This is a genomic window from Rathayibacter sp. AY1B7 (genome assembly GCF_002932735.1).
In the GTDB taxonomy this organism is placed as follows: domain Bacteria; phylum Actinomycetota; class Actinomycetes; order Actinomycetales; family Microbacteriaceae; genus Rathayibacter.
The window spans coordinates 1-21,629 of the sequence record NZ_PSWK01000011.1 but is presented as its reverse complement, the minus strand read 5'-3'; the positions used below and the strand labels follow the sequence as shown (position 1 = coordinate 21,629).

Sequence of the window (21,629 nt, the reverse complement as noted above, 5' to 3'; positions counted from 1 at the left end):
GAGCGGCGGCCGCCGGTACGGTGAGCGGGTGACCAGAGCCCGAGCATGACCGCCTCCGCCGACCCCGCCGAGACGCGCCGCCGCGCGGTGCTCGTGGTGGCCGTCCTCGCCTCCTTCGTCGCCTTCCTCGACGGCACCGTCGTCAACGTCGCCCTGCCCGCCATCACCCGCGAGCTCGGCGGCGGGCTCGCGGTGCAGCAGTGGGTGGTCGACGGGTACCTGATCACGCTCGGCGCGCTGATCCTCGTGGCCGGCTCGCTCGCCGACCGCATCGGCCGGGCCCGCAGCATGACCATCGGCCTGATCGGCTTCGGTGTCACCTCGCTGCTGTGCGCGCTGGCCCCCACCGCCGAGGTCCTCATCGTGGCGCGGATGCTCCAGGGCGCCGCCGGCGCGATCCTCGTGCCCAGCTCGCTCGCCCTCATCATCGCGACCGTCCACGGCGCCGCGCAGGCCCGGACCATCGGCGCGTGGACGGCCTGGACCGGCACGGCGACGATCGCCGGCCCCGTGCTCGGCGGCCTGCTGGTGGACGCGGGCTCGTGGCGGTACGTCTTCGCGCTCAACCTGCTGCCGATCGCGGTGACGCTGGTCCTGCTGCGCAGGCTCGGCGCGGTCGACTCGGGGACCCGGGTGCCGATCGACGGCGTCGGCGCGGTGCTCGGGGTCATCGGCCTGGGAGGGCCGGTGTTCGCGCTGATCGAGCAGGAGCGGCTCGGGATCCAGCATCCGCTCGTGCTGACCGCCCTGATCGGGGGAGTCGCCGCCCTCGTCGCGTTCGTCGTGTGGGAGCGGCGCGCGGCGCATCCGATGCTGCCGCTGTCGCTCTTCGCGTCGCGGAACTTCACCGTCGGCAACGTCTCGACGGCGTTCGTCTACGGCGCGCTCTCCTTCGGCTTCTTCGCGCTGGGCCTGTTCCTCCAGCAGACCCTGGGCTTCTCGGCGACCCTGGCCGGGCTCGCGACGCTCCCGCCGACGATCCTGCTGCTCCTGCTCTCGCAGGTCTCCGGGTCGCTGTCGGCGCGGTTCGGCCCGCGGCTCTTCATGGGCGTCGGACCGCTGATCGCCGCGGCCGGGTTCCTCCTGCTCTCCTTCGTCGACGAGGGCGCCGACTACGCCACGCAGCTGCTGCCGGGGATCCTCCTCTTCGGCTTCGGCCTCGCGGTGACGGTCGCTCCGCTGACCTCGACGATCCTCGGCGCGGTGGAGGACGGGCACAGCGGAGTCGGCTCCGCCGTGAACAACGCCGTCTCGCGCATCGCTGGGCTGGTCGCCATCGCCGCGACCTCGCTCGTGGTCGGCGACTCGCTCGACGTCGAGGGCTTCTCCCGTGCCGCCGTCGCGACCTCCGCCCTCCTGGTCGCCGGGGGCGTCGTCTCCCTCCTCGGCATCCGCAACCCGGCTCCCGCCGACCGCTGACGACTGCTCGGGGAGCGTCTCCGACCCCCGTCCGGGGTGCGGCGCTCCGTGTTCACGCGGTGTCCGCCGATCCTTCGACGGAACGTGGATGAAATAGTTGTCGCTACATGGAATACTGATCGACGTCGATGCGCTTGCATACATTGGACGGGGACGCTCTCCCCGCGACGACCGTCACACTCGAGGAGAAACCATGACCGACACCGTCACCATCCCCGGCTACAAGGCCGGCACCTGGGTCATCGACCCCACCCACAGCGAGGTCGCGTTCAGCGTCCGCCACCTGATGATCAGCAAGGTCAAGGGCAAGTTCGAGCGCTTCACCGCCACGTTCACCACCGGCGAGAACCCGCTCGACTCCAAGGTCGAGGCCACCGCCGAGGTCGCCTCCGTCAACACCAACGAGCCCAACCGCGACGGCCACCTCCGCACCGGCGACTTCTTCGAGGCCGAGAAGTACCCGGAGATCCACTTCGTCTCGACCGCCGTCCGCCCGAACGGCGACGACTTCCTCGTCGACGGCGAGCTCACCATCAAGGGCACCACCAAGCCCGTCACCTTCGAGGTGGAGTTCGGCGGCTTCGGCACCGACCCCTACGGCAACTACAAGGCCGGCCTCACCGCCAAGGCGACCATCGACCGCACCGACTTCGGTCTGACCTACAACGCGGCCCTCGAGACCGGTGGCGTGCTCATCGGCGAGAAGGTCACCATCACCCTCGACCTGCAGGCCGCCCACCAGGCGTAGTCCGAGCCGATCGACCGGAGCCGTCCCTCCCCCCGGGGAGCGGACGGCTCCGTCGTTCCCGGAGCCGGTGCGGGATCAGAGGATGCCGAGGTCCGTCAGCTGCTCGGAGATGCCGGCGCCGTCGGGCGCGAAGACCCAGGTCGTGCCGCTGGTCAGGGAGCGGTCCTCGGCCTTCGAGCGGCCTCCCGCGAGCACCGCCTCGCCGGTGGAGAGCTGGCGGATCGCGATGGCCGCGACCTTGTCGGGGTGCTCGTCCGCGAAGTCGGAGTAGATCTCCTCGTCGTGCTGCCCGTCGTCGCCGACCAGCAGCCAGCGCACGTCCGGGAACTCGGCCGCGAGTCGGCGGAGGTTCATCTCCTTGTGCTGCTTGCCGCTGCGGAACCAGCGGTCGTGCGTCGGGCCCCAGTCGGTCAGGAGGAGCGCTCCGGCCGGGTACAGGTGCCGCGACAGGAAGCGGGTGAGCGCCGGGGCGACGTTCCACGCGCCGGTGGAGAGGTAGATGACCGGGGAGCCCTCGTACTGCCGGGCGAAGCGGTCGAGGAAGACCGCCATGCCGGGCGTGGGCATCCGGGCGTGCTCGTCGAGCACGAAGGTGTTCCAGGCGGCGACGAAGGGGCGGGGGAGCGCGGTGACCATCACCGTGTCGTCCACGTCCGACACGACGCCGAGCCGCGACTCCGGACGCACGATGAACACGGGCGCCTCGACGGGCTTCGAGCCCGCGGTCGAGAAGGTGATGGTGTGCCAGCCGGGCTCGAGCGTGATCGGGAGGTCCGCGTCGACGACTCCGCCGCGGTCGGCCGTCACCCGGTGGGTCTGCCCGTCGGCCTCGACGGTCACGACGGCCCCGCTCACGAAGACGCTGGTGAAGCTCCGCCAGCCGCGCACGCCCTCGACGGGGCGGACCTCCTCGACCCCGGGAGCGGTCGGCCGCGTGTAGAGGACGCGGGCCAGGACGCGCAGCTGCGTCGTCGAGCCGTAGCCGGTGTAGGGGATGACCCTCGGGACGTAGCCCTTGCGCTTCACGCGCCTCATCCGGAAGGAGTGGAGTCGGTCCTCGAGGCGGGCGGCGCGGTGCATGACCTCCGCCTTGCCTGCGCTCAGGGGCTTGCTCTCGGGCGTCAGCGGCATCCGCCCAGTCTGTCAGACCGGATGCCGGACCGCGGATCGCGCTCTCACGCGATCGTCAGGCTCCGGTGGGCTCGATCAGCTCGGGGCCGTTCGCCGAGACGGAGCCCACGGCCGCGCCGACGCCGTGCACCTCGAGCTCCTCGGCCAGCTCGGCCGCGCCCTCGGCGGCCGCGCGCAGCAGCTCGCCGTCCCCGGGGGACGCCGGGTCCAGCCAGTCCTCGATCAGCTCCGGCTGCAGCAGCACGGGCATCCGCTCGTGCACCTCGGCGAGCGGCCCGGCGGAGGGGCGGGTGAGGACCGTCGCCGAGAGCAGCCACGGAGAGCCCGGCTGGGCCGAGCGCCACCACTCGTAGAGACCGGCGAACAGGAGGAGCGAGCCCTCGCCCGGCGAGACGTAGACGGGTGCCTTCGCCCCGTCCGCGCCGACCCGCCACTCGTACCAGCCCGAGGCGGGCACGATCGCGCGCCGGGAGGCGTAGGACTCGCGGAACGACGGCTTCTCGGCGACGGACTCGATCCGCGCGTTGAACAGCGGCGGCCCCGCGGACGGGTCGGCGGCGGAGCGGGGCACCAGGCCCCAGCGGGCTCCGGCGAGCCGACGCCGCGGCGGGCTGCCCTCCTCGACCCCCTTCATCGACTCCGCGACGACGGCGATCCGCTGGGTCGGCGCGATGTTCCAGGACGGCTCCGGAAGGTCGGCGCCCGGCTCGTCGATGTCGAAGAGCGCCACCAGGTCGGCGGTGGTCTGCGAGAGGACGAAGCGTCCGCACATGGTTTCTCCCGGGTGGATCGGACCCGCGGAGCCGTCGCCCTTCCGGGGGCGCGAAACACGAGGGACTTTCGATGAGACGACCCCGACCGGCGGTCGCCGTGCGTACGATTGTAGGAACCACGACCGAAGGAGCCCGCCGTGCCTCTTGGAAACCTCGTCGATCGACCGTTCGGTGAATCGTCCCAGGTCCGCAACGAGCCGGTGCAGGTGCGCAGCGCCGCCCGTCTCGCCTCGCTGCTCGACGCGGCGGCCGCCGTCGTCGACGAGGTCGGCTTCGACCGTCTGACCACGGCGATGGTCGCCGAGCGCGCGGGAGCCGCGATCGGCACGGTCTACCGCTACTTCCCGGACCGCATCGCCGTCCTCCAGGCGCTGCGCGAGCGGGCCCTCGAGCGCTTCCGCCGCCGCGTCATCACCGAGATCCGCGACACCCACCCGGGCAACTGGTGGGGCGCGGTCGACTGCGCGATCGACGCCTTCTGCGAGATGCACCGCAACGAGCCGGGCTTCCGCTCCATCCGCTTCGTGGACACGATCCACGCCCCCGAGGTCGCGGGCGAGGCGTTCGAGGCCGGCTTCTTCGCCCGCCGCTTCGCCGAGATCCTCGCGTCCGAGTACGGCCTCCCGGGCGGCGCGCAGCTGTCCTTCCGCCTCGAGGTGACCATCGAGGTCGCGGACGCGCTGCTCACAAGGGCGTTCCTCATCGACCCCAACGGCGACCAGCGCTTCATCGACGAGAGCCGCTCACTGCTGCGCCACTACATGACCTCGCACTACGGAGCCGTCGAGGAGTCCTGACCCGCCCGGGCTGTCAAGGCCCTAGTCGCTCTCGGAACATCCCGCAACACTTCGCGGTCCGGGTTGGCAGGCGGCTGCTATTGGTGTTTTCCTTGCCGCCTGGCCCCGTTCGGGGCCGCGGGCCGTGCAACGGCCGGACGCGCGGAGCGAGAGCGGGCACAGTCGTGGACCAGGGACAGATCGGCGCGCACACCGCCGGACGGCGGGCGGCCTCGTGATCGAGTTCCGCAACGTCAGCAAGCAGTACCCGGACGGCACGCGGGCGGTCGACGACTTCTCGCTCGTGCTGCCCTCCCGGCAGACGACCGTCTTCGTCGGCTCCTCGGGCTGCGGGAAGACCACGATCCTCCGCATGATCAACCGGATGATCGAGCCGACCTCCGGCACCATCGAGATCGACGGCGAGGACATCTCGTCCCTGCCCGCCGTCGCGCTCCGCCGCCGCATCGGCTACGTGATGCAGAACTCCGGCCTCCTGCCGCACCGCAAGGTCATCGACAACATCGCGACCGTGCCGAGGCTGAACGGGGTCGCCAAGAAGCAGGCGCACGCCCGCGCGCTCGAGCTGATGGACACGGTCGGACTGGACCGTGCGCTCGCCGCCCGGTACCCCAGCCAGCTCTCCGGCGGCCAGCAGCAGCGCGTCGGGGTGGCGCGTGGCCTCGCGGTCGACCCGAACATCCTGCTGATGGACGAGCCGTTCGGCGCGGTCGACCCTCTCGTGCGCGCCGACCTGCAGCGCGAGACCCTGCGACTCCAGGACGAGCTCGACAAGACCGTGGTCTTCGTCACCCACGACATCGACGAGGCGTTCCTGCTCGGCGACCAGGTCGTCATCCTCGAGAAGGGCGGCCGGATCGCGCAGAAGGGCTCGCCCGCCGAGATCCTGGCGAACCCCGCGAGCGAGTTCGTCGCCGGCTTCGTCGGTGCGGACCGCGGCAAGCGCTCGCTCCGGATCGAGGAGCGCGACGGCGCCCGCATCGTGGTCGACGGCGACGGGCGTCCGACCGGAGTGCTGCGCGCGCAGGACGGCCCCGCCGCGTGAACTGGGTCGTCAACAACACGGACGCGATCGTCGCGAACCTGCTGGCGCACCTGGCCCTGTCGGTCCCGCCGATCCTGCTCAGCTTCCTCGTCTCGCTGCCGTTCGGCTGGTTCGCGAACCGCTACCGCTGGAGCCGCGGCACCCTGCTGACAGGGCTCGGCGTGCTCTACGCCATCCCCTCGCTGGCCATGTTCATCCTGCTGCCGGTCCTGCTGGGCATCCCGCTCCGCTCGACCGCCAACGTGATCACGGGCCTCACCCTCTACGGCGTCGCGCTGATGGTCCGCACCACCTCGGACGCACTGGGCGCGGTGTCGGACGACGTCCGCCAGTCGGCGACCGCGATGGGCTACTCCGGCTGGGCGCGCTTCTGGCGGGTCGAGTTCCCGCTGGCCGGCCCGGTCCTGCTCTCGGGCCTGCGCGTGGTCACGGTCAGCACGGTCAGCCTGGTGACGGTCGGCGCGGTCCTCGGGATCCAGAGCCTCGGCCTGCTCTTCACCGACGGCTTCCAGCGCGGCATCACCGGTGAGATCGTCACGGGCATCGTCCTCACGATCGTCCTCGCGCTGGTGCTCGACGGACTGCTGGTGCTGATCGGCCGTCTCCTCATGCCCTGGACGGCTCTGGACCGCACGCGCCGCTCGCGCAGACCGGTCGCGGTCGAGAGGGCGGTGACGTCGTGAACCTCATCGCCGAGGCCTTCGCCTGGATCGCCGACCCCGCGCATTGGACCGGGGTCTACGCGATCCCGACCCGTGTCGCCCAGCACGTCGGCATCAGCCTGCTGGTGCTCGTGATCGCGGCCGCGATCGCGATCCCGATCGGCTACCTGATCGGGCACACCGGGCGCGGCAAGGGCATAGCCGTGCCGGTCGCAGGCGGCCTGCGCGCCCTGCCGACGCTGGGCGTGCTCGTCCTCGCGGCGATGAGCCTGGGGCTCGGCCTCGGCGCTCCGGTGATCGCCCTCGTCGTACTCGCGATCCCGTCGGTGCTCGCCGGCGCGTACTCCGGGCTCGAGGCGGTCGACCGCCGCACGGTCGACGCGGCGCGCTCGATGGGCATGACCGAGTGGCAGATCCTGACGAAGGTCGAGATCCCGCTGGGGCTGCCGCTGCTGATCGGCGGGCTCCGCTCGGCGGCGCTGCAGATCATCGCGACCGCCACGCTCGCGGACTACATCGGCGCCGGCGGCCTCGGGCAGTACATCTTCCGCGGAGTGAAGTCGGGGGACTACCCGCAGATGCTCGCCGGCTCGATCCTGGTGATCGTGCTGACGCTCCTCAGCGAGATCCTCTTCGCCCTCCTCCAGCGGCTCGCCGTGCCGCGCGGAGTCGTGCTCGGCCTGGCCGGCACCGCCGGCCGCACAGGTTCCCGCGCCTCGTCGCCCCGACGACGCGCGGTGATGGGAATCCCCATCGAAGAAGGGAAATAGCAATGTTCACAGCACATTTCACGAAGGGCCGTGTCGCGCTCAGCGCACTCGCGGTCGGTGCCGTCGTGGCACTGGCAGGGTGTTCCTCGAGCGATCCGCTCGATGAGGGATCGGGTGCGACTGCGGGCAGCGAGACCATCGTGGTCGGCTCGCAGGACTACTACTCGAACGAGATCCTCGCCGAGATCTACGCGCAGGCGCTGGAGAACGACGGCTTCACCGTCGACCGCCAGCTGCGCATCGGCCAGCGCGAGATCTACCTGCCCGAGATCGAGAGCGGATCCATCGACGTCTTCCCGGAGTACGACGGCAGCCTCCTGCAGGCGCTCGAGCCCGACGCGACGGCCACCACCGCCGACGACGTGTACTCCGGGCTCGGCGACGCGCTGCCCGACGGCCTCCGCGCCCTCGACGCCGCCGAGGCCAGCGACCAGAACTCGTACACCGTCACCCAGGCCTTCGCCGACAAGTGGGACCTGACCGACATCGCGTCGCTCAAGAACGTCACCGACCCGATCGTGGTCGGCGGCAACTCCGAGCTGCAGACGCGCCCCTACGGGCCCGACACCCTGCAGTCGAAGTACGGCATCACGACCACCTTCCAGGCGATCGAGGACAGCGGCGGATCGACCACCGTCGACGCGCTCACCAGCGACCAGATCCAGCTGGCGAACGTCTACACGGCCGACCCGAACATCCAGAAGAACGACCTCGTCGCTCTCGAGGACCCGGACGGACTGTTCGTGGCCGACAACGTCGTGCCGATCGTCTCGAGCAAGATCACGGACGACGCGGCCGAGGTGCTGAACGCGGTCAGCGCGAAGCTCACGGCGGACGACCTCGTCGCCCTCAACTCCGAGAGCGTCAACGAGCAGAAGTCCGCGTCCGCGATCGCGGGCGAGTGGCTGAAGTCGGCGGGTCTCGTCGACTGATCCTCCCCGGATCCACGCCCGGAGGCGCGTCACTCGTCGAGGTGACGCGCCTCCGCTCTGTTCAGGAGCTTCTTCCCGAGGAGCACGAGCAGGGCGAAGACGACGATGACGCCCACGAAGACGTAGCCGGCGCCGTGCAGGCTCTCCGAGAGTTCCCGGTAGCTGCCCGCCGCGGCCGCGCCGACGCCGACGTAGGCGGACGACCAGAGCACGCACGCCGGGATCGTCCAGGCCATGAAGGTCCGATAGCGCATCCCGCTCATCCCCACCGTCAGCGGGATCAGCGAGTGCAGCACCGGCAGGAAGCGCGAGAGGAACACGGCGAACCCGCCGCGCCGCGCGAGGTAGCGCTCGGCCTTCAGCCAGTTCTTCTCGCCGAGCCGGCGTCCCAGGCGCGACGCGCGGATCCGCGGCCCGAACCAGCGGCCGAGGTAGAAGCCGACGGACTCGCCGCAGAGGGCGCCGATGACGACCGTGACGGCCAGCGCCGCGAACTGCAGCGGGCTGGTCACGCCGGTCGCGCTGACGATCACGATCGTGTCGCCGGGGACGACGAGGCCCGCCAGGATCGTGGTCTCGAAGAAGATCGCGAGTCCGGCGAGGAGCGTCCGCCAGACCGGGGGGACGCTGACGACGAAGTCCAGGATCCCGGTGAGGGTGTCGTTCACCGGGCGCCCCCGCCCGCCGGGGACTCGATCGGGGGCTGGGGCCGACGGCGGCTCCGGATGCTCGGCATGGCTCGATCGTAGGGGCGCACGGCTGGGCGGCGGCAGGGCTGCGCCCGGGAGGCCGGTGGACGCCGGGCGGTCAGGGGACGGCGACGAGCGCGGAGGCCGCCGGGCCGGTGCCGTTCGCCGTGACCGCCTGCACCGAGAGGGTGTAGCTGCGGCCCGGGACCAGCTTCGTGAAGGTCTGCGAGCGCTTGGTCGCGGCGACCACGGCGCTCCAGGCTCCGGCTCCGCTCGTGTCGGAACCGTCGCGTGACACCCGGTAGCCGGTGACCGCCGAGCCGCCGGTCCCCGCGGGGGGCGACCACGCGAGCGTCGCCGTGCCGTCCGAGCCCGCCGTGGCGGTGACGGCGGTCGGAGCGCCGGGGAGCCCGGCGGAGACGAGGGTCGCGGTCAGCGTGGTGCTGATCCCGGGAGTGACGACGCTGTGCGAGGCGGCGCCGCCGTCCGACCAGGACGAGAACCGGTAGGCCGTGCCCGACGCGTCGGTCTGGTCCGGGACCTCCAGCTGAAGGGCCGAGCCCGCCCACGAGACGACGGTCGTGCCTCCGGCGACCTCGGTGCCGTTGACGACGACCGTCCGGCCGGCGGGAGCGGTGGCCAGGGTGACGGACACCTTCTGCGGGGAGAACGTCCGAGTCGCCGTCGTCGACACTCCGCTCGAGTCCGTCGCGGTGACGCTGATCAGGAGGTCGCTGTCCGCGGCGGCGGCGAGGTCCTCCGGGCCGGGGGCGACGAAGGAGAGGTCGTTCCCCGTCAGCGGCCCGAGGAAGGGATGCGTGTGCTGAGCGTGGCGGCGCTGGACGGTCCAGGTGAGCGCCGAGGCGGGCAGGACGCCGTCCTCGGCGTCGGTCGCCGTGGCGCGGAGGCCGTAGCTCCGGCCCGTGACGAACATCCCTCCGTCGGCGGGTGCGGTGATGCTCACCGTCGGGGCACTGTCGCCCGAGGTGATCCTCGTCGTCGCGGGGGCGGAGACGGCTCCCTTCGGATCGCGGACGCGGAGGGACGCGGTCCAGCTGCCGGCGGCGTAGCTGTGGGTGAAGGTCGGGCCGGTCGTGATGCGGTCGGGGGTGCCGTCGCCGAACGACCACAGGTAGGTCAGGGCACCGCCCTCCGGGTCGCTGCTGCCCGAGCCGTTCAGCCGCGCGGCGAGAGGAGCCGCGCCGGAGGAGGGGGCGGCGGTGAGGGCCGCGGTCGGAGCGCGGTTCGCCGCGGCGGTGTAGGCGAGGCGCCGGACCTCGCCGCCGTTCGCGTAGCTGGTGTAGAAGAGGTCCTGGGTCCCGCGCGAGGGACCGAAGGCCATGGCGACGGCGCTGCTGCCGCCGAGGCCGGTCACGAGGTCGCCGGCCGCGCCGGTGCGCCCGAGGGTCCGGATCTTCCCGCACACGTAGTCGCCGAAGAGGTACGCGCCGTCGTAGGCGGCCGGCCAGACGCCGCGGGGGACGTAGGCGCCGCCCGTGATCGAGGCGCAGCCGCTGCTGTGCGCGTAGTCGTGGACCGGGTCGGTGAGCCCGGCGGGCGCCGCGGCTCCGCAGTTCGAGGCCGAGCCGGTCTTCGCGCAGTGGCCCTCACGGGTGTTCCAGCCGTAGTCGGCGCCGGCGACGCCCTGGTCGATCTCCTCCCAGGCGTCCTGGCCCACGTCGTTGATGCGGAAGACGGTGCCGGTCGCGTTCGGGTCGAAGGCCATCCGGAACGGATTGCGCAGGCCGCTCGCGAAGGTCTCGCGGCAGCGCAGGCCCTCGGCGGCCGGGGCGAGCCGGCAGGAGGCGGTCCCGGTGCCCAGGTAGGGGTTGCCGGCCGGGACGCCGCCGGTGAGGGTGATCCGGAGGATCTTGCCGTTCAGGATGTTCGGGTCGCGGGCGGCGTCGTTCCGGCCGCCGCAGCCGCTGCCGCCCGGCGAGCCGACTCCGCCGCGGTAGTCGCAGCCGCCGTCGCCGACGCTGACGTAGAGCAGGCCGTCCTTGCCGATGGCGAGGTCGCCGCCGTTGTGGTTGCTCGCGGGGGAGTAGATGCCGTCGAGGAGGACGCGCTCGGAGGCCGGGTCGATGCGGTCGTCGGTGCCGAGCTGGAACGAGGAGACGCGGTTGCGCGGGGCTCCCGCGGGGTTCACCGTGCCGCCGGCGTTGGTCGGGCAGGAGGAGTCGGAGCCCTTCGCGGTGTAGTAGACGACGACTGTGCGCGAGCCCGGTGCCGGGTCGACCGCGAGGCCGAGCACGCCGCGCTCGCCGTTGGCGCAGACCTTCGAGCGCAGGTCGAGGGCCGGGGTGGCGATAAGGCTGCCTCCGCGGATCACCCGGATCGCTCCGGTCTGCGAGGAGACGAGGGTGCGCCCGTCGGTCGTGAAGGCGAGGGCGGTCGGCGCGGGGACGGCCGCCACCCGGGAGTCGGTGAAGCCGGCGGGCACGACGGGAGCGGCGGACGCCGGACCCGCGGGCCCGGCGACGAGCGCGGCGGCCGTGATCGCCAGGACGGTGAGCAGGGCGAGACCGCGGGGGCGGATCCTCGAGCGGGGCATCGGTGACTCCGAGACGGTCGGCGCTGCTGAGCGAGCGGCGGTCTGCGGCGGTGCAGAGGGCGCTGTCGGCGATGACGCGGGGCCAGGATAGGCGCGCGCGGCGGAGGGGCCGTGTCCCCCTTCAGGGTCAACACTGGGGGCTCCGGGCGCGGTGTCCCCGGGCCGCTCACGTCGAGCGGGGCTGCAGTGCGTCGGCCCGCCGGTTCACTCCAGAGCGGGCAGGACCACCGCGCGGACCGCCTCCGAGAACCGGGCGTAGCCGGCCTCGTCGAAGTGCAGGCCGTCGTCGACGAAGAGGGAGGGGTCGACAGAGCCGTCGGAGGTGACGAGCGCGTCGGCGGTGGGGACGAAGGTGACGCGGTCGTCCGTCTCGGCGTAGGCGCTGACCGCGGTGTTGGCGGCGCGGACCTCGGCGCCGACGGAGGCGCGGGCGGGCGTCTCCGCGATCTCGACGTAGAACAGCTCGGCGTCGGGGGCGACCTCCTCCACGCGCTGGAGGTACTCGACGACGGCGCCGGCGGTCTGGGCGCCGGTGCGCGAGCCCTCCTCGCCGCTGATGTCGTTCGCTCCCACGTACACGATCACGGCGCGGGGATCGAAGGGGACGACCATGCGGTCCAGCCACGCGAGGTGATCGGCGACGGTCGTGCCGCCGATCCCGATGTTGTAGGTCTCGAGCGGACGCAGGTCCTCCTTGGAGGTCGTCCAGCGGCCGATCGTGGAGCTGCCCGTGAGGACGATGCTGTGCTGCGGGAACCCGGCGGCGAAGCGCTTCTCGAGACCGGCGACGCGCTCGGCCATGTCGACGGAGGAGGTCGGGCCGGGGTCGGGGGAGCTCGCGGCCGGAGCGCCCGCGCCTCCGCTCCGCGAGGCGAGCGAGAGGGCGATGCCCGCGCCGGCGAGGACCAGCGCGAGCACCAGCAGCGCGACCAGGAGGCGGAGGCGGATGCGGCGGGGGCCGGGGGCGGAGCCGGAGGGCGTCGCTCGAGTCATGGCTCGATCCTCGGGCATCGGCGGGGGCGCGTCGTCCACGAGGAGGCCGTCCGAGGACCCGCGCACCCGGTGGCCGTCTCTCCGTCACCGGATCGCCGTGATCGAATACGCGCAGAACATCACAGAGGATGCACAGCCGTGCGACACTTGCACATCGCCATCGCCATCGTCGCCGCCGGCCGACTTCCGATGGACGATCACGACGAGGACTCATGGCACGCGCACGCATCACCTGGGTGGACACGGCGAAGGGCATCGCGATCATCCTGGTCGCCCTGGCCCACTCCGTGCAGTGGACCACGACGGCCGGGATCGCCCCCGACTCGTGGAACGAGATCAACCTCCTCCTCATCACCTTCCGGATGCCGCTGTTCTTCCTCGCCTCGGGGCTGTTCGCCGGCTCCGTGCTCACCCGGTCGTGGCCGGAGCTCTGGCGTTCGCGGCTGAGCCTGCTGGTCTGGGCCTTCCTGCTCTGGTCCGTGGTGCGGTTCCTCTTCTTCCTGGTGGTGCCCAACCCGGGCGGCACCGACGAGTCCGACCCGCTCGCGCTGCTCCTCCAGCCGGTGATGCCGCACAACGGGCTCTGGTTCCTCTACGCGCTCACGATCTTCTTCGTGGCCGCCAAGCTCGCGCAGGGCCGGATCGACTGGCGGGTGCAGATCGGCATCGCGACCGCGATCGCCGTGGTCTGGTACGCCGTCCGCTCCAGCACCTCCGAGGGCACCGGGAACATCGCCTGGGACGGCATGGCCCGCTACCTGATGTTCTTCCTGCTCGGCCTCTACCTGCGGAACGCGGTGATCGCGTTCGTGGAGCGCCGCGGGATCCTCAGCGGAGTCGGCTTCGGCGTGCTGTTCCTCGTGCTCGCCGGCGTGATCCTCGCCGTCCGCGCCCGCTTCCCGCTGCTGACGATCGGGCTGGTCCTGGTGAGCGTGCTGGCGGTCCTCGCCGGGCTCGTGGTCGCCCGCTTCCTCTCGAACCGGCGCGGCGCGGGCTGGATCACCTTCATCGGCCGCAACACGCTCCCGGTGTACGTGGTGCACGTCCTCTTCGTCTCGCTCGCCACGAGCGCCCTGCTGCTCTTCGACGGAGAGCGCTGGCTCGACGTCATCGGACCGGTCGTGCCGCTCCTGGTCTGCGGGATCGGCGTCGCGGCAGCACTGGGCTACTGGCGCCTCACCCGCGACCTGCCCGTGCTGAAGTACGGCTTCCAGGCGCCCGCCTGGTTCTCCGGCTCCCGCTCGCGCGTCGACGCCGGCTGACCGCGGGGCGCCCGCCGACGGCGCCTCGGCATCGGCCCCGGGAGTCTCTTGAACGGTTTCCCAAAGCCGATCTCGCGGATGTGCGCCTGGGAATCCGCTGAAGGCCCGTGAGAGGAAGTCTCAGCGCTCCGTCGCCCGCCTGATCGCTCGGCGTCGAGAGGCCGGCGGCGGCTGGTCCGACGGAGGCGAGCCCCGCTCGGCAGTCGCCGCGCGGGGGACTCCCTCGACGTCGAGAGGGACTGTCTCGACGTCGAGCGACCGGTCGGCGGGAGCGCTCGGAGGGGCGTCCGGGGCCACCCCGGAAAGGGTGCCGCCAGGAGCTCGCGGAAGGCCGCACATCCGCCCCAGTACTGGGATCGAAGGCCGTCGGACCCCTTCCGCCGACCTACTCTCGGAGCTGTGAACGAACTCCTGGACCCGCTCCTGCTGTCGAGATGGCAGTTCGGTCTGACGACGATCTACCACTTCCTGTTCGTGCCGCTCACGATCGGCATGGCGCTCACCGTCGCGATCTTCCAGACCTGCTGGGTGCGCACCGGGAAGGTGCACTACCTGCAGCTGACGAAGTTCTTCGGGAAGCTCTTCCTGATCAACTTCGCGATGGGCGTCGTGACCGGGATCGTCCAGGAGTTCCAGTTCGGGATGAACTGGAGCGACTACTCCCGCTTCGTCGGCGACGTCTTCGGGGCGCCGCTGGCGTTCGAGGGCCTGCTCGCCTTCTTCCTCGAGGCGACCTTCATCGGCCTCTGGATCTTCGGCTGGGACAAGCTGCCCGAGAAGCTGCACCTGGCCACCATCTGGCTGACCACGCTGGGCACCACGCTCTCGGCCTACTTCATCATCGCCGCGAACGCGTTCATGCAGAACCCGGTCGGCTTCCGCATCAACGAGACCAAGGGCCGCGCGGAGCTCACCGACATCTGGGCGCTCCTCACCAACAAGGTCGCTCTCGCCGCGTTCCCGCACACGATCTTCGCCTGCTTCATGGTCTCGGCCGCCGTCATCATCAGCGTCGCGGCCTACCACCTCTCGCGGAACCAGCACCTCGAGACCATGCGCCCGGCGCTGAAGTTCGGCGCCTGGATGATGCTCGTCAGCGGCGGCCTGACCCTGTTCACCGGCGACTCGCTCGGCCTCGCGATGGTCGACACGCAGCCGATGAAGATGGCGGCCGCGGAGGCGCTCTACAGGACCTCCACGGGCGTCGACGCCTCCTTCTCCGTCTTCACCTGGGGCACGCCGGACGGCTCGAGCGAGCTGTTCTCGATTCGCATCCCCTACCTGCTTTCCTTCCTCTCGACGCACACCTTCACCGGCACGGTCGAGGGCATCAACGACCTCCAGGCGCAGTACACCCAGGTCTACGGACCCGGCGACTACACGCCGATCATCTGGGTCACCTACTGGTCGTTCCGCTGGATGATGGCGCTCGGCGTCCTGGCCATCGGCGTGGCCGCGGCCGGCCTCTGGTTCACCCGGAAGGGCCGCGAGCCGAAGCAGTGGATGTGGAAGGTCGCGATCTGGGCCGCCCCGCTGCCGCTGATGGCGATGATCGTGGGCTGGGTCTTCACCGAGATGGGCCGCCAGCCGTGGCTCGTTTTCGGGCTGCTGAAGACCGCCGACGGAGTCTCGCCCGGAGTGAGCGGCCTCGAGGTCCTGATCTCGCTGCTCGCCTTCACCGCGATCTACGGCACGCTCGCCGTGGTCGAGTTCCGCCTGATCAAGCGGGCCGCGCAGGCCGGCCCCGACGACGCTCCCGAGGTCGACGAGGAGAGCGGTCGCCCGCAGCTCGTCGGCACCGTCTACTAGGAGGCACCCCTCATGGATCTCGCCGTTCTCTGGTTCTGGATCGTCGCGTTCTTCTTCATCGGCTACTTCGTCCTCGACGGGTTCGACTTCGGCGTCGGCATGTCGCTCCCGTTCCTCGGGCGCGACGACACCGACCGCCGCGTGCTGATCAACACGATCGGCCCGGTGTGGGACCTGAACGAGACGTGGGTGATCGTCGCCGGCGCCGCCCTGTTCGCCGCGTTCCCGGAGTGGTACGCCACGCTCTTCAGCGGGTTCTACCTGCCGCTTCTGCTCATCCTGCTCGCGCTGATCGCCCGCGGCGTCTCGTTCGAGTACCGGCACCAGCGTCCGGAGGCGCAGTGGAAGCGGCGCTTCGACACGATGATCGTCGTCGGCTCCGCGGTGCCCGCCTTCCTCTGGGGCGTGGCCTTCGCGAACATCGTGCAGGGCGTCCCGATGGACGCCGACCACAACTTCACCGGCACCGTCCTGGACCTGCTGAACCCCTACGCGCTCCTGGGCGGAGCGACGACCCTCCTGCTCTTCTTCACGCACGGAGTCGTCTTCGTCGCCCTGAAGACGGAGGGGGAGATCCGCGAGCGTGCGCGCCGCCTGGCGACCCGCGCGGGGCTGCTCACCGTGGTCGTCGCCGCGGTCTTCCTGGCCTGGACCAACCTCGGCCAGGGGAGCACCGCCTCCTGGGCGCTCTCGGCGGGCGCGGCCGCGACCCTCGTCGGCGGCTGGCTCGCGATCACGCGAGGCCGGGAGGGACGCGCCTTCGCGCTGCTGGCCGGCACCATCGCGCTCGCCGTGCTCGCCCTCTTCGCGACGCTGTTCCCCGCGGTGATGCCGGCCTCGAACGTCCCCGCCTACGGGCTGACGATCGAGAACGCCTCCAGCACGCCCTATACGCTGGCGGTCATGAGTTGGACCGCCCTGGTGTTCGTGCCGCTCATCGTCGGCTACCAGGCCTGGACCTACTGGATCTTCCGCAAGCGCATCAGCCGCGCGCACATCCCGGTCGACGCCCACTGACGTGAAGCCCCTCGATCCGCGCCTGCTCCGCTACGCCCGGGCGGCCCGCGTGTTCCTCCTGCTCGGCGGGGTGCTCGCGCTGGCGAGGACCCTGGCGATCGTCGCCTTCGCGTGGCTCGTGGCGCAGCTGGTGGCCGGTGCGGTCGACGGGAGGAGCGCCGACGATCTCGCGCCGCTGCTGGCCGCCCTGCTCGCGGTCGTCGCGGCGCGGGCGGCTCTCGCCTGGGCGACCGAGGTGAACGCGGTGCGCGGAGGAGCAGGAGCGAAGGCGCAGCTGCGGCAGGCGGTCCTCGCCGCACTGGTCGAGCTCGGCCCGGCGGGCCGCTCCGAAGGGGGCTCGGGCGGGGTCGTCGCGCTGCTGGGCGGCGGACTGGACTCCCTCGACGGCTACTTCGCCCGCTACCTCCCGCAGCTGATCGCCACCGCGGTGGCGACGCCGCTCCTGACGCTCGTGGTCTTCCTCGCCGATCCGCTCAGCGCGGTGTTCCTGGTGGTGACCCTGCCGCTCATCCCGGTGTTCATGGTGCTGATCGGCTGGGCGACCCAGGCCGTGCAGGCGCGGCAGTGGGAGCGGCTGCAGGCGCTCGCGTCCGGCTTCGTCGACACCGTCGGCGGCCTCGCAACACTCAAGATCTTCGGGCGGGCCGAGCGGCAGGCGACGCGGATCCGCGCGCTGACCGAGGACTACCGCGTGCACACGATGAAGGTGCTGCGGGTGACCTTCGTCAGCGGCTTCGTGCTGGAGCTCGCCGGCTCGCTCTCGGTCGCGCTGGTCGCCGTCTCGATCGGGCTGCGGCTCGTCGACGGCTCGCTCGGGCTGGCCGTCGGGCTGTTCGTCCTGGTGCTGGCGCCGGACGTGTTCCTGCCGGTGCGCCAGGTCGGTGCCGAGTTCCATGCGGCGGCGGACGGGGTGCAGGCGGCGGACCGCGCCTTCGCCGTCCTCGAGCGCGCGGCGGCCCTGCCCGCTCGCGGGAAGGCCCCGGCGGCGACGGGGGCGCTCGAGCTGCGGGGTCTCGCGGTCGACGACGGACGCGGGCGGACGCTCGCTCCTGTCGACGCGGTGCTCCCCGTCGGGTCGATCACCGTGGTGACCGGGCCCAGCGGGTCCGGGAAGTCGACGCTGATCGCCGCGCTCGCGGGCTTCGTGCCCTTCTCGGGCACGCTGCTGCTCGGCGGGTCGCCGGTCGCGGATCTGCGTTCGACGCTCGCCTGGGCGGGCCAGCGGCCCGACCTTCTCCCGGGGAGCGTCGCCTCCGCCGTCGGGCTCGGAGCACTCTCGCCGGACCCCGAGCGCGTGCGGCGGGCCCTGGCGATCGCCGCCGTCGACGTGGACCCCGAGCGCCGGCTCGACGCCGAGGGGACGGGCCTCTCGGGCGGGCAGAGCGCCCGTGTCGCCGTCGCCCGCGCTGTGCACCGCCTGCTCGAGCGCGGGTGCGCGGTGCTGGCCCTGGACGAGCCGACCGCCGCCCTCGACGACGAGTCCGAGCGGGCGCTGCTCGCCGGACTCAGGTCGCTGGCGGAGAGCGGGACGATCGTCGTCGTCGCCAGCCACCGGCCCGCGACCGTCGCGGCGGCCGACGCCGTGATCGCCCTGGCGCCGGCGGAGGCGGTCGCGAGGTGAACCGCTCCGACGTCCTCCGCGCCGCGATGCCCGGGCCGCGCCGCTTCCTGCCGGGTCTGTCCTTCGGGCTGCTCTCCTCCTCCGCCGTCGTGGCGCTGCTGGCCTGCTCCGCCTGGCTGATCGTCCGCGCGGCCGAGCAGCCGCCGATCCTGTTCCTCTCCATGGCCGTCGTGGGCGTGCGGGCCTTCGCGCTGGCGAGGGCCTTCTTCCGCTACCTCGAGCGGCTGACCGGCCACGACGCCGCCTTCCGCGCGCTCGCGGAGCTCCGGGCGGGCGTCTACGAGCGCCTGGTGCCGGTCGCGCCGGACGGGCTGGGCCGCGTGCGCCGCGGCGACCTGGTCTCCCGGGTGGTGGCGGACGTCGACGCCCAGCAGGACGTGCCGCTGCGCGTCGTGCAGCCGTTGGTCGTCGCGGCGCTGGTCGCTGCGGTCTCGGTGGTCGGCGTCTGGCTGCTGCTGCCGGCGATGGGCGCCGTGCTGCTGGCGCTGCTGGTCCTCGCCTTCGCCGGTGGGGCCCTGGGCGCCGGCCGGCTCTCCGCGCAGGCGGATCGCGAGCTGGCGCCGCTGCGCGGGGAGCTCGCCGAGCGCCTCAACCTGCTGGTCACCCGCCTCGACGTGCTCATCGCCTTCGATGCGGCGGGTGACGCTCTGGCGGACGTGGCACGCGCGGAGGAGTCGCTCGCCCGGGCGGCGCGTCGGCGGGCGGCCTCCGCCGGACTGGCCGCGGCCGTCCTCGCCCTCTGCTCGGGCGGTGCGGTCTGGGCGGGCCTCGCGCTCGGGATCCCGGCGATCGGCGACCTCGGCGGTCCGGCGCTGGGAGTCGTCGCGCTCGTGCCGCTCGCGGTCTTCGAGGTCGCCGCCGCCGCGCCGCTCGCCGTGCAGGCGGCGCGCACCGCGCTCTCGAGCGCTCAGCGCCTGGCCGATCTGGACGCCGAGGCGGCGTCGCCGGCGCTCGCGACCGACGCGGACGTGGACCCGGATGCCCCGGCTCCCCGGGGCGCCGGCATCGTCCTGCGCGACCTGTCGGTGAGCTGGCCCGGCGCGCACACGCCCGCGCTGCGGGGCGTCTCGCTCGACCTGCCGGAGGGTGCGCGCGTCCTCGTCACCGGCGGCAGCGGCTCCGGGAAGACGACGCTCGCGCACGCTCTGGTGCGCTTCCTCGACCACTCCGGCAGCTACCTCCTGGGCGGGGTCGAGGCGCGGACGCTGCCGCAGGCGGAGGTGCGGAAGCGGGTCGGACTCGTGGAGCAGCAGCCGTACCTCTTCGACGACACGATCCGGCAGAACCTCCTCTTCGCGCGGCCCGAGGCCGATGGCGCCGTGCTCGAGGCGGTGCTCGAGCGGGTCGGGCTCGGGCCCTGGGTCGCTGCACGCGGCGGGCTCGACGCGCGGGTGGGGGAGCGGGGCTCGCTCGTCTCGGGCGGCCAGGCTCAGCGGATCGCCCTCGCACGCGCACTCCTGGCCGATTTCCGCGTCCTGGTGCTGGACGAGCCGACGGCGTCGGTGGACGCTCCCGTGGCCGACGCCCTGCTCGGGGATCTGCTCCGCGCCGCCGAGGGGCGGACGGTGGTCCTGATCGCGCACCGGGTCGATCCGGGCCTGGAGTTCGACACGCGGATCCGGGTGGCGGACGGCACGGCGGCTCAGGAGTACCGGGCCGCCTGAGCAGGCGTCCGGCTCCGCGGGGCGGTCGGTCCGAGCGGCCGTTCAGCCGTGCTCCGTCCGGACCGAGGCCCGCGCCAGGGCGGCCGCGCGCGCCAGGCGCCCGCCCTCCGCCTCCCAGCGGTCGAGGACCGCGTCCGCCCGGGTCCGCGCCGCACCAAGCAGCCCTGCCAGGAGCGGAGCGACGACGTCGCGGGCCAGCGGGTCGCTCAGCTCGTCCACGCGGGAGTCGCGGACGAAGCCCTCGAGCCGGGTGAGGTCGGAGCCGCGCAGCCACTCGGCTCGGGACTGCAGCAGCACGACGGCCGCCAGCCGCGGCTCGAACACCGCCGGCTCCCACAGCTCGGAGGAGAGGGCGGTCACGTCGTCGTGCTCGAGCGAGCGGAACTTCCTCAGCGCGTCGCGGACGGTGCCGCGGACCGCCCCGACCGAGGCGCCCGTCGAGTCGAGCCCTGCTCCCAGGCGCTCGCGCACGTCCTGCGCGCGCCAGACGTCGCCCTCGTACTCCAGGGCCGAGCGGATGAAGTCGCCGGGGTCGCTCACCCCTCCATCATGCGTCGCGCGTCAGCCCCGGCTGGCCCAGACGGCCCGTCCGATGCCGTCGTACTCGACGAGGCGGCCGTCGTCCTGCAGCACGAGGCGGTAGGGCGCGACGACGCCGCTCTGGCCGATGCCGAAGGAGATCCTCGGGAACCGCAGCCAGAGGATCCGGGAGTCGGCCACGTCGAGCCGGCCCTCGGAGCTCATCGAGAAGGCGGCACCGGAGGCGGAGGAGGTGTTCGTCGCCCAGTCCGCGCCGTTCGGCCCGTAGACGACGAAGTTGCCGTCGCGCTGCATCTCAGCCCGCCACTGCCCGCTCGCCGAGGTCAGCCGCGTGCCCGCGACGACGAGGCCGCTCGGGGAGAGCGAGTCGCGCACGACGAGCGCGGCACTGCTCCAGAGGACGCCGGAGTCGTCCGCGATCCGGAGATCGCCCTCGCGGAGGACCATCGTGGCGCCCGGCTCGCCGGACGTGTCCGAGGCCCACACGGGCGCGCCGTCCGCGGTGTAGACCACGGCGTTCCCGTCGTCCTGCATCCGGAGTACGTTGCCCCGGCCGCGGGTGCCGCTCGCCCAGAGAGCCCCGCCCTGTCCGTAGACGACGAGGTTGCCGTCCGCCTGCATCACCGCCGTGGTGCCTCCCGGGGTGGCGAGCCGGTTCCCCGCGTAGAGAGTGCTGCCGCGGCGCAGGGTGTCGGTGCGCGGCTCGTCGATCCGGCCGCCGATGCTGCTGGCCCAGGCGGCCGAGCCGCTGCGGCGGTAGATCACGAGATTGCCGTCGTCCTGCATCCGCAGCTCGCCGCCCGGGTCGGCCACCGTGCCGCTCGCCCAGACCGGGCGCCCGTCCGCGGCGTACACGACGAGGTTGCCATCGTCCTGCATCCGCAGGCTGTCGCCGCGCCCCTGCGTGCCCGAGGCCCAGGTGGGACGGCCGCCGGCGGCGTAGACCACGGCGTTGCCGTCGGTCTGCATCACGAGGGAGGAGGCGCCGTCGGGGGACACCAGCCGCTCGCCGCGCGCGAGCTGCTCGCCGGCGCGGAGGACCGCGGCGGAGGCGACGGCGGAGGACGCCGAGGGCGGGGCCTCGATCGCGGAGGCGGGCAGCGAGCCCAGCAGGAGCGCGCCCGTGGCGGCGAGCGCCGCGAGGGAGGCGGTCAGGGAGCGGCCGGAGGGGAGGTGCGTCATCGCAGGGGTCCTGTCGGGGAG

Annotated in this window: 19 protein-coding genes; 12 read left to right on the top strand and 7 right to left on the bottom strand. The window is 72.6% G+C overall.

Annotation, left to right across the window (positions count from 1 at the left end):
• Positions 1 to 45: 45 nt before the first annotated feature.
• Positions 46 to 1,419: a DHA2 family efflux MFS transporter permease subunit gene (locus C5C95_RS07910; RefSeq protein ID WP_104225629.1), complete on the top strand. Its 1,374-nt coding sequence runs from the start codon at positions 46 to 48 to the stop codon at positions 1,417 to 1,419.
• Positions 1,420 to 1,612: 193 nt separating this feature from the next.
• Positions 1,613 to 2,167 carry a YceI family protein gene (locus C5C95_RS07905; RefSeq protein WP_104223105.1) on the top strand — a complete coding sequence of 185 codons (555 nt, stop codon included), beginning with the start codon at positions 1,613 to 1,615 and terminating at the stop codon, positions 2,165 to 2,167.
• A gap of 75 nt (positions 2,168 to 2,242) precedes the next feature.
• Here the strand turns inward: C5C95_RS07905 and C5C95_RS07900 are convergent, their stop codons facing one another.
• Positions 2,243 to 3,298, bottom strand: coding sequence for an App1 family protein (locus tag C5C95_RS07900; protein ID WP_258072638.1), 1,056 nt, complete (start codon positions 3,296 to 3,298; stop codon positions 2,243 to 2,245).
• A 55-nt stretch (positions 3,299 to 3,353) separates the two neighbouring features.
• On the bottom strand, positions 3,354 to 4,070 hold the full coding sequence (locus C5C95_RS07895; RefSeq protein ID WP_104246545.1) for an SOS response-associated peptidase: 717 nt from the start codon (positions 4,068 to 4,070) through the stop codon (positions 3,354 to 3,356).
• Positions 4,071 to 4,208: 138 nt separating this feature from the next.
• On the opposite strand from C5C95_RS07895, the gene C5C95_RS07890 reads away from it, so the two are divergent.
• The 5 genes from C5C95_RS07890 (at position 4,209) to C5C95_RS07870 (ending at position 8,277) form a co-directional block, all read left to right on the top strand.
• Positions 4,209 to 4,868: a TetR/AcrR family transcriptional regulator gene (locus tag C5C95_RS07890; protein WP_104223107.1), complete on the top strand. Its 660-nt coding sequence runs from the start codon at positions 4,209 to 4,211 to the stop codon at positions 4,866 to 4,868.
• Between the two features lie 214 nt (positions 4,869 to 5,082).
• On the top strand, positions 5,083 to 5,913 hold the full coding sequence (locus C5C95_RS07885; RefSeq protein ID WP_104225631.1) for an ABC transporter ATP-binding protein: 831 nt from the start codon (positions 5,083 to 5,085) through the stop codon (positions 5,911 to 5,913).
• On the top strand, positions 5,910 to 6,596 hold the full coding sequence (locus C5C95_RS07880; RefSeq protein ID WP_104223109.1) for an ABC transporter permease: 687 nt from the start codon (positions 5,910 to 5,912) through the stop codon (positions 6,594 to 6,596). The genes C5C95_RS07885 and C5C95_RS07880 overlap by 4 nt, the downstream gene beginning before the upstream one ends.
• Positions 6,593 to 7,345 carry an ABC transporter permease gene (locus C5C95_RS07875; RefSeq protein WP_104223110.1) on the top strand — a complete coding sequence of 251 codons (753 nt, stop codon included), beginning with the start codon at positions 6,593 to 6,595 and terminating at the stop codon, positions 7,343 to 7,345. The genes C5C95_RS07880 and C5C95_RS07875 overlap by 4 nt, the downstream gene beginning before the upstream one ends.
• Positions 7,346 to 7,347: 2 nt before the next feature.
• Positions 7,348 to 8,277: an ABC transporter substrate-binding protein gene (locus C5C95_RS07870; RefSeq protein ID WP_104324178.1), complete on the top strand. Its 930-nt coding sequence runs from the start codon at positions 7,348 to 7,350 to the stop codon at positions 8,275 to 8,277.
• A 29-nt stretch (positions 8,278 to 8,306) separates the two neighbouring features.
• Here the strand turns inward: C5C95_RS07870 and C5C95_RS07865 are convergent, their stop codons facing one another.
• From C5C95_RS07865 to C5C95_RS07855, 3 genes are all read right to left on the bottom strand, one after another.
• A complete protein-coding gene (locus C5C95_RS07865; protein ID WP_104223112.1) occupies positions 8,307 to 8,945 on the bottom strand; it encodes a DedA family protein in 639 nt (212 codons plus the stop codon).
• Positions 8,946 to 9,084: 139 nt separating this feature from the next.
• Positions 9,085 to 11,520, bottom strand: coding sequence for a PQQ-dependent sugar dehydrogenase (locus tag C5C95_RS07860; RefSeq protein ID WP_181125607.1), 2,436 nt, complete (start codon positions 11,518 to 11,520; stop codon positions 9,085 to 9,087).
• A gap of 204 nt (positions 11,521 to 11,724) precedes the next feature.
• Positions 11,725 to 12,513, bottom strand: coding sequence for a GDSL-type esterase/lipase family protein (locus C5C95_RS07855; RefSeq protein WP_181065445.1), 789 nt, complete (start codon positions 12,511 to 12,513; stop codon positions 11,725 to 11,727).
• 212 nt (positions 12,514 to 12,725) lie between these two features.
• Between C5C95_RS07855 and C5C95_RS07850 the strand changes: the two genes are divergently transcribed.
• From C5C95_RS07850 to cydC, 5 genes are all read left to right on the top strand, one after another.
• The gene (locus C5C95_RS07850; RefSeq protein WP_104348320.1) at positions 12,726 to 13,775 is read left to right on the top strand and encodes an acyltransferase family protein; all 1,050 of its coding nucleotides are present in this window, start codon (positions 12,726 to 12,728) and stop codon (positions 13,773 to 13,775) included.
• Between the two features lie 399 nt (positions 13,776 to 14,174).
• A complete protein-coding gene (locus C5C95_RS07845; RefSeq protein WP_104237916.1) occupies positions 14,175 to 15,584 on the top strand; it encodes a cytochrome ubiquinol oxidase subunit I in 1,410 nt (469 codons plus the stop codon).
• 12 nt (positions 15,585 to 15,596) lie between these two features.
• Positions 15,597 to 16,601, top strand: coding sequence for a cytochrome d ubiquinol oxidase subunit II (gene cydB, locus C5C95_RS07840; RefSeq protein ID WP_104246540.1), 1,005 nt, complete (start codon positions 15,597 to 15,599; stop codon positions 16,599 to 16,601).
• A gap of 1 nt (position 16,602) precedes the next feature.
• On the top strand, positions 16,603 to 18,222 hold the full coding sequence (cydD, locus tag C5C95_RS07835) for a thiol reductant ABC exporter subunit CydD (RefSeq protein WP_104263597.1): 1,620 nt from the start codon (positions 16,603 to 16,605) through the stop codon (positions 18,220 to 18,222).
• A complete protein-coding gene (cydC, locus tag C5C95_RS07830) occupies positions 18,219 to 19,886 on the top strand; it encodes a thiol reductant ABC exporter subunit CydC (RefSeq protein WP_104261742.1) in 1,668 nt (555 codons plus the stop codon). The genes cydD and cydC overlap by 4 nt, the downstream gene beginning before the upstream one ends.
• Before the next feature lie 42 nt (positions 19,887 to 19,928).
• Here cydC and C5C95_RS07825 read toward each other — a convergent pair whose 3' ends face one another.
• Positions 19,929 to 20,426, bottom strand: a complete 498-nt coding sequence (locus C5C95_RS07825; protein WP_104324177.1) for a DNA alkylation repair protein — start codon at positions 20,424 to 20,426, stop codon at positions 19,929 to 19,931.
• Positions 20,427 to 20,447: 21 nt separating this feature from the next.
• On the bottom strand, positions 20,448 to 21,629 hold a 1,182-nt coding region (locus tag C5C95_RS07820), incomplete at its 5' end, for a hypothetical protein (RefSeq protein WP_219814748.1).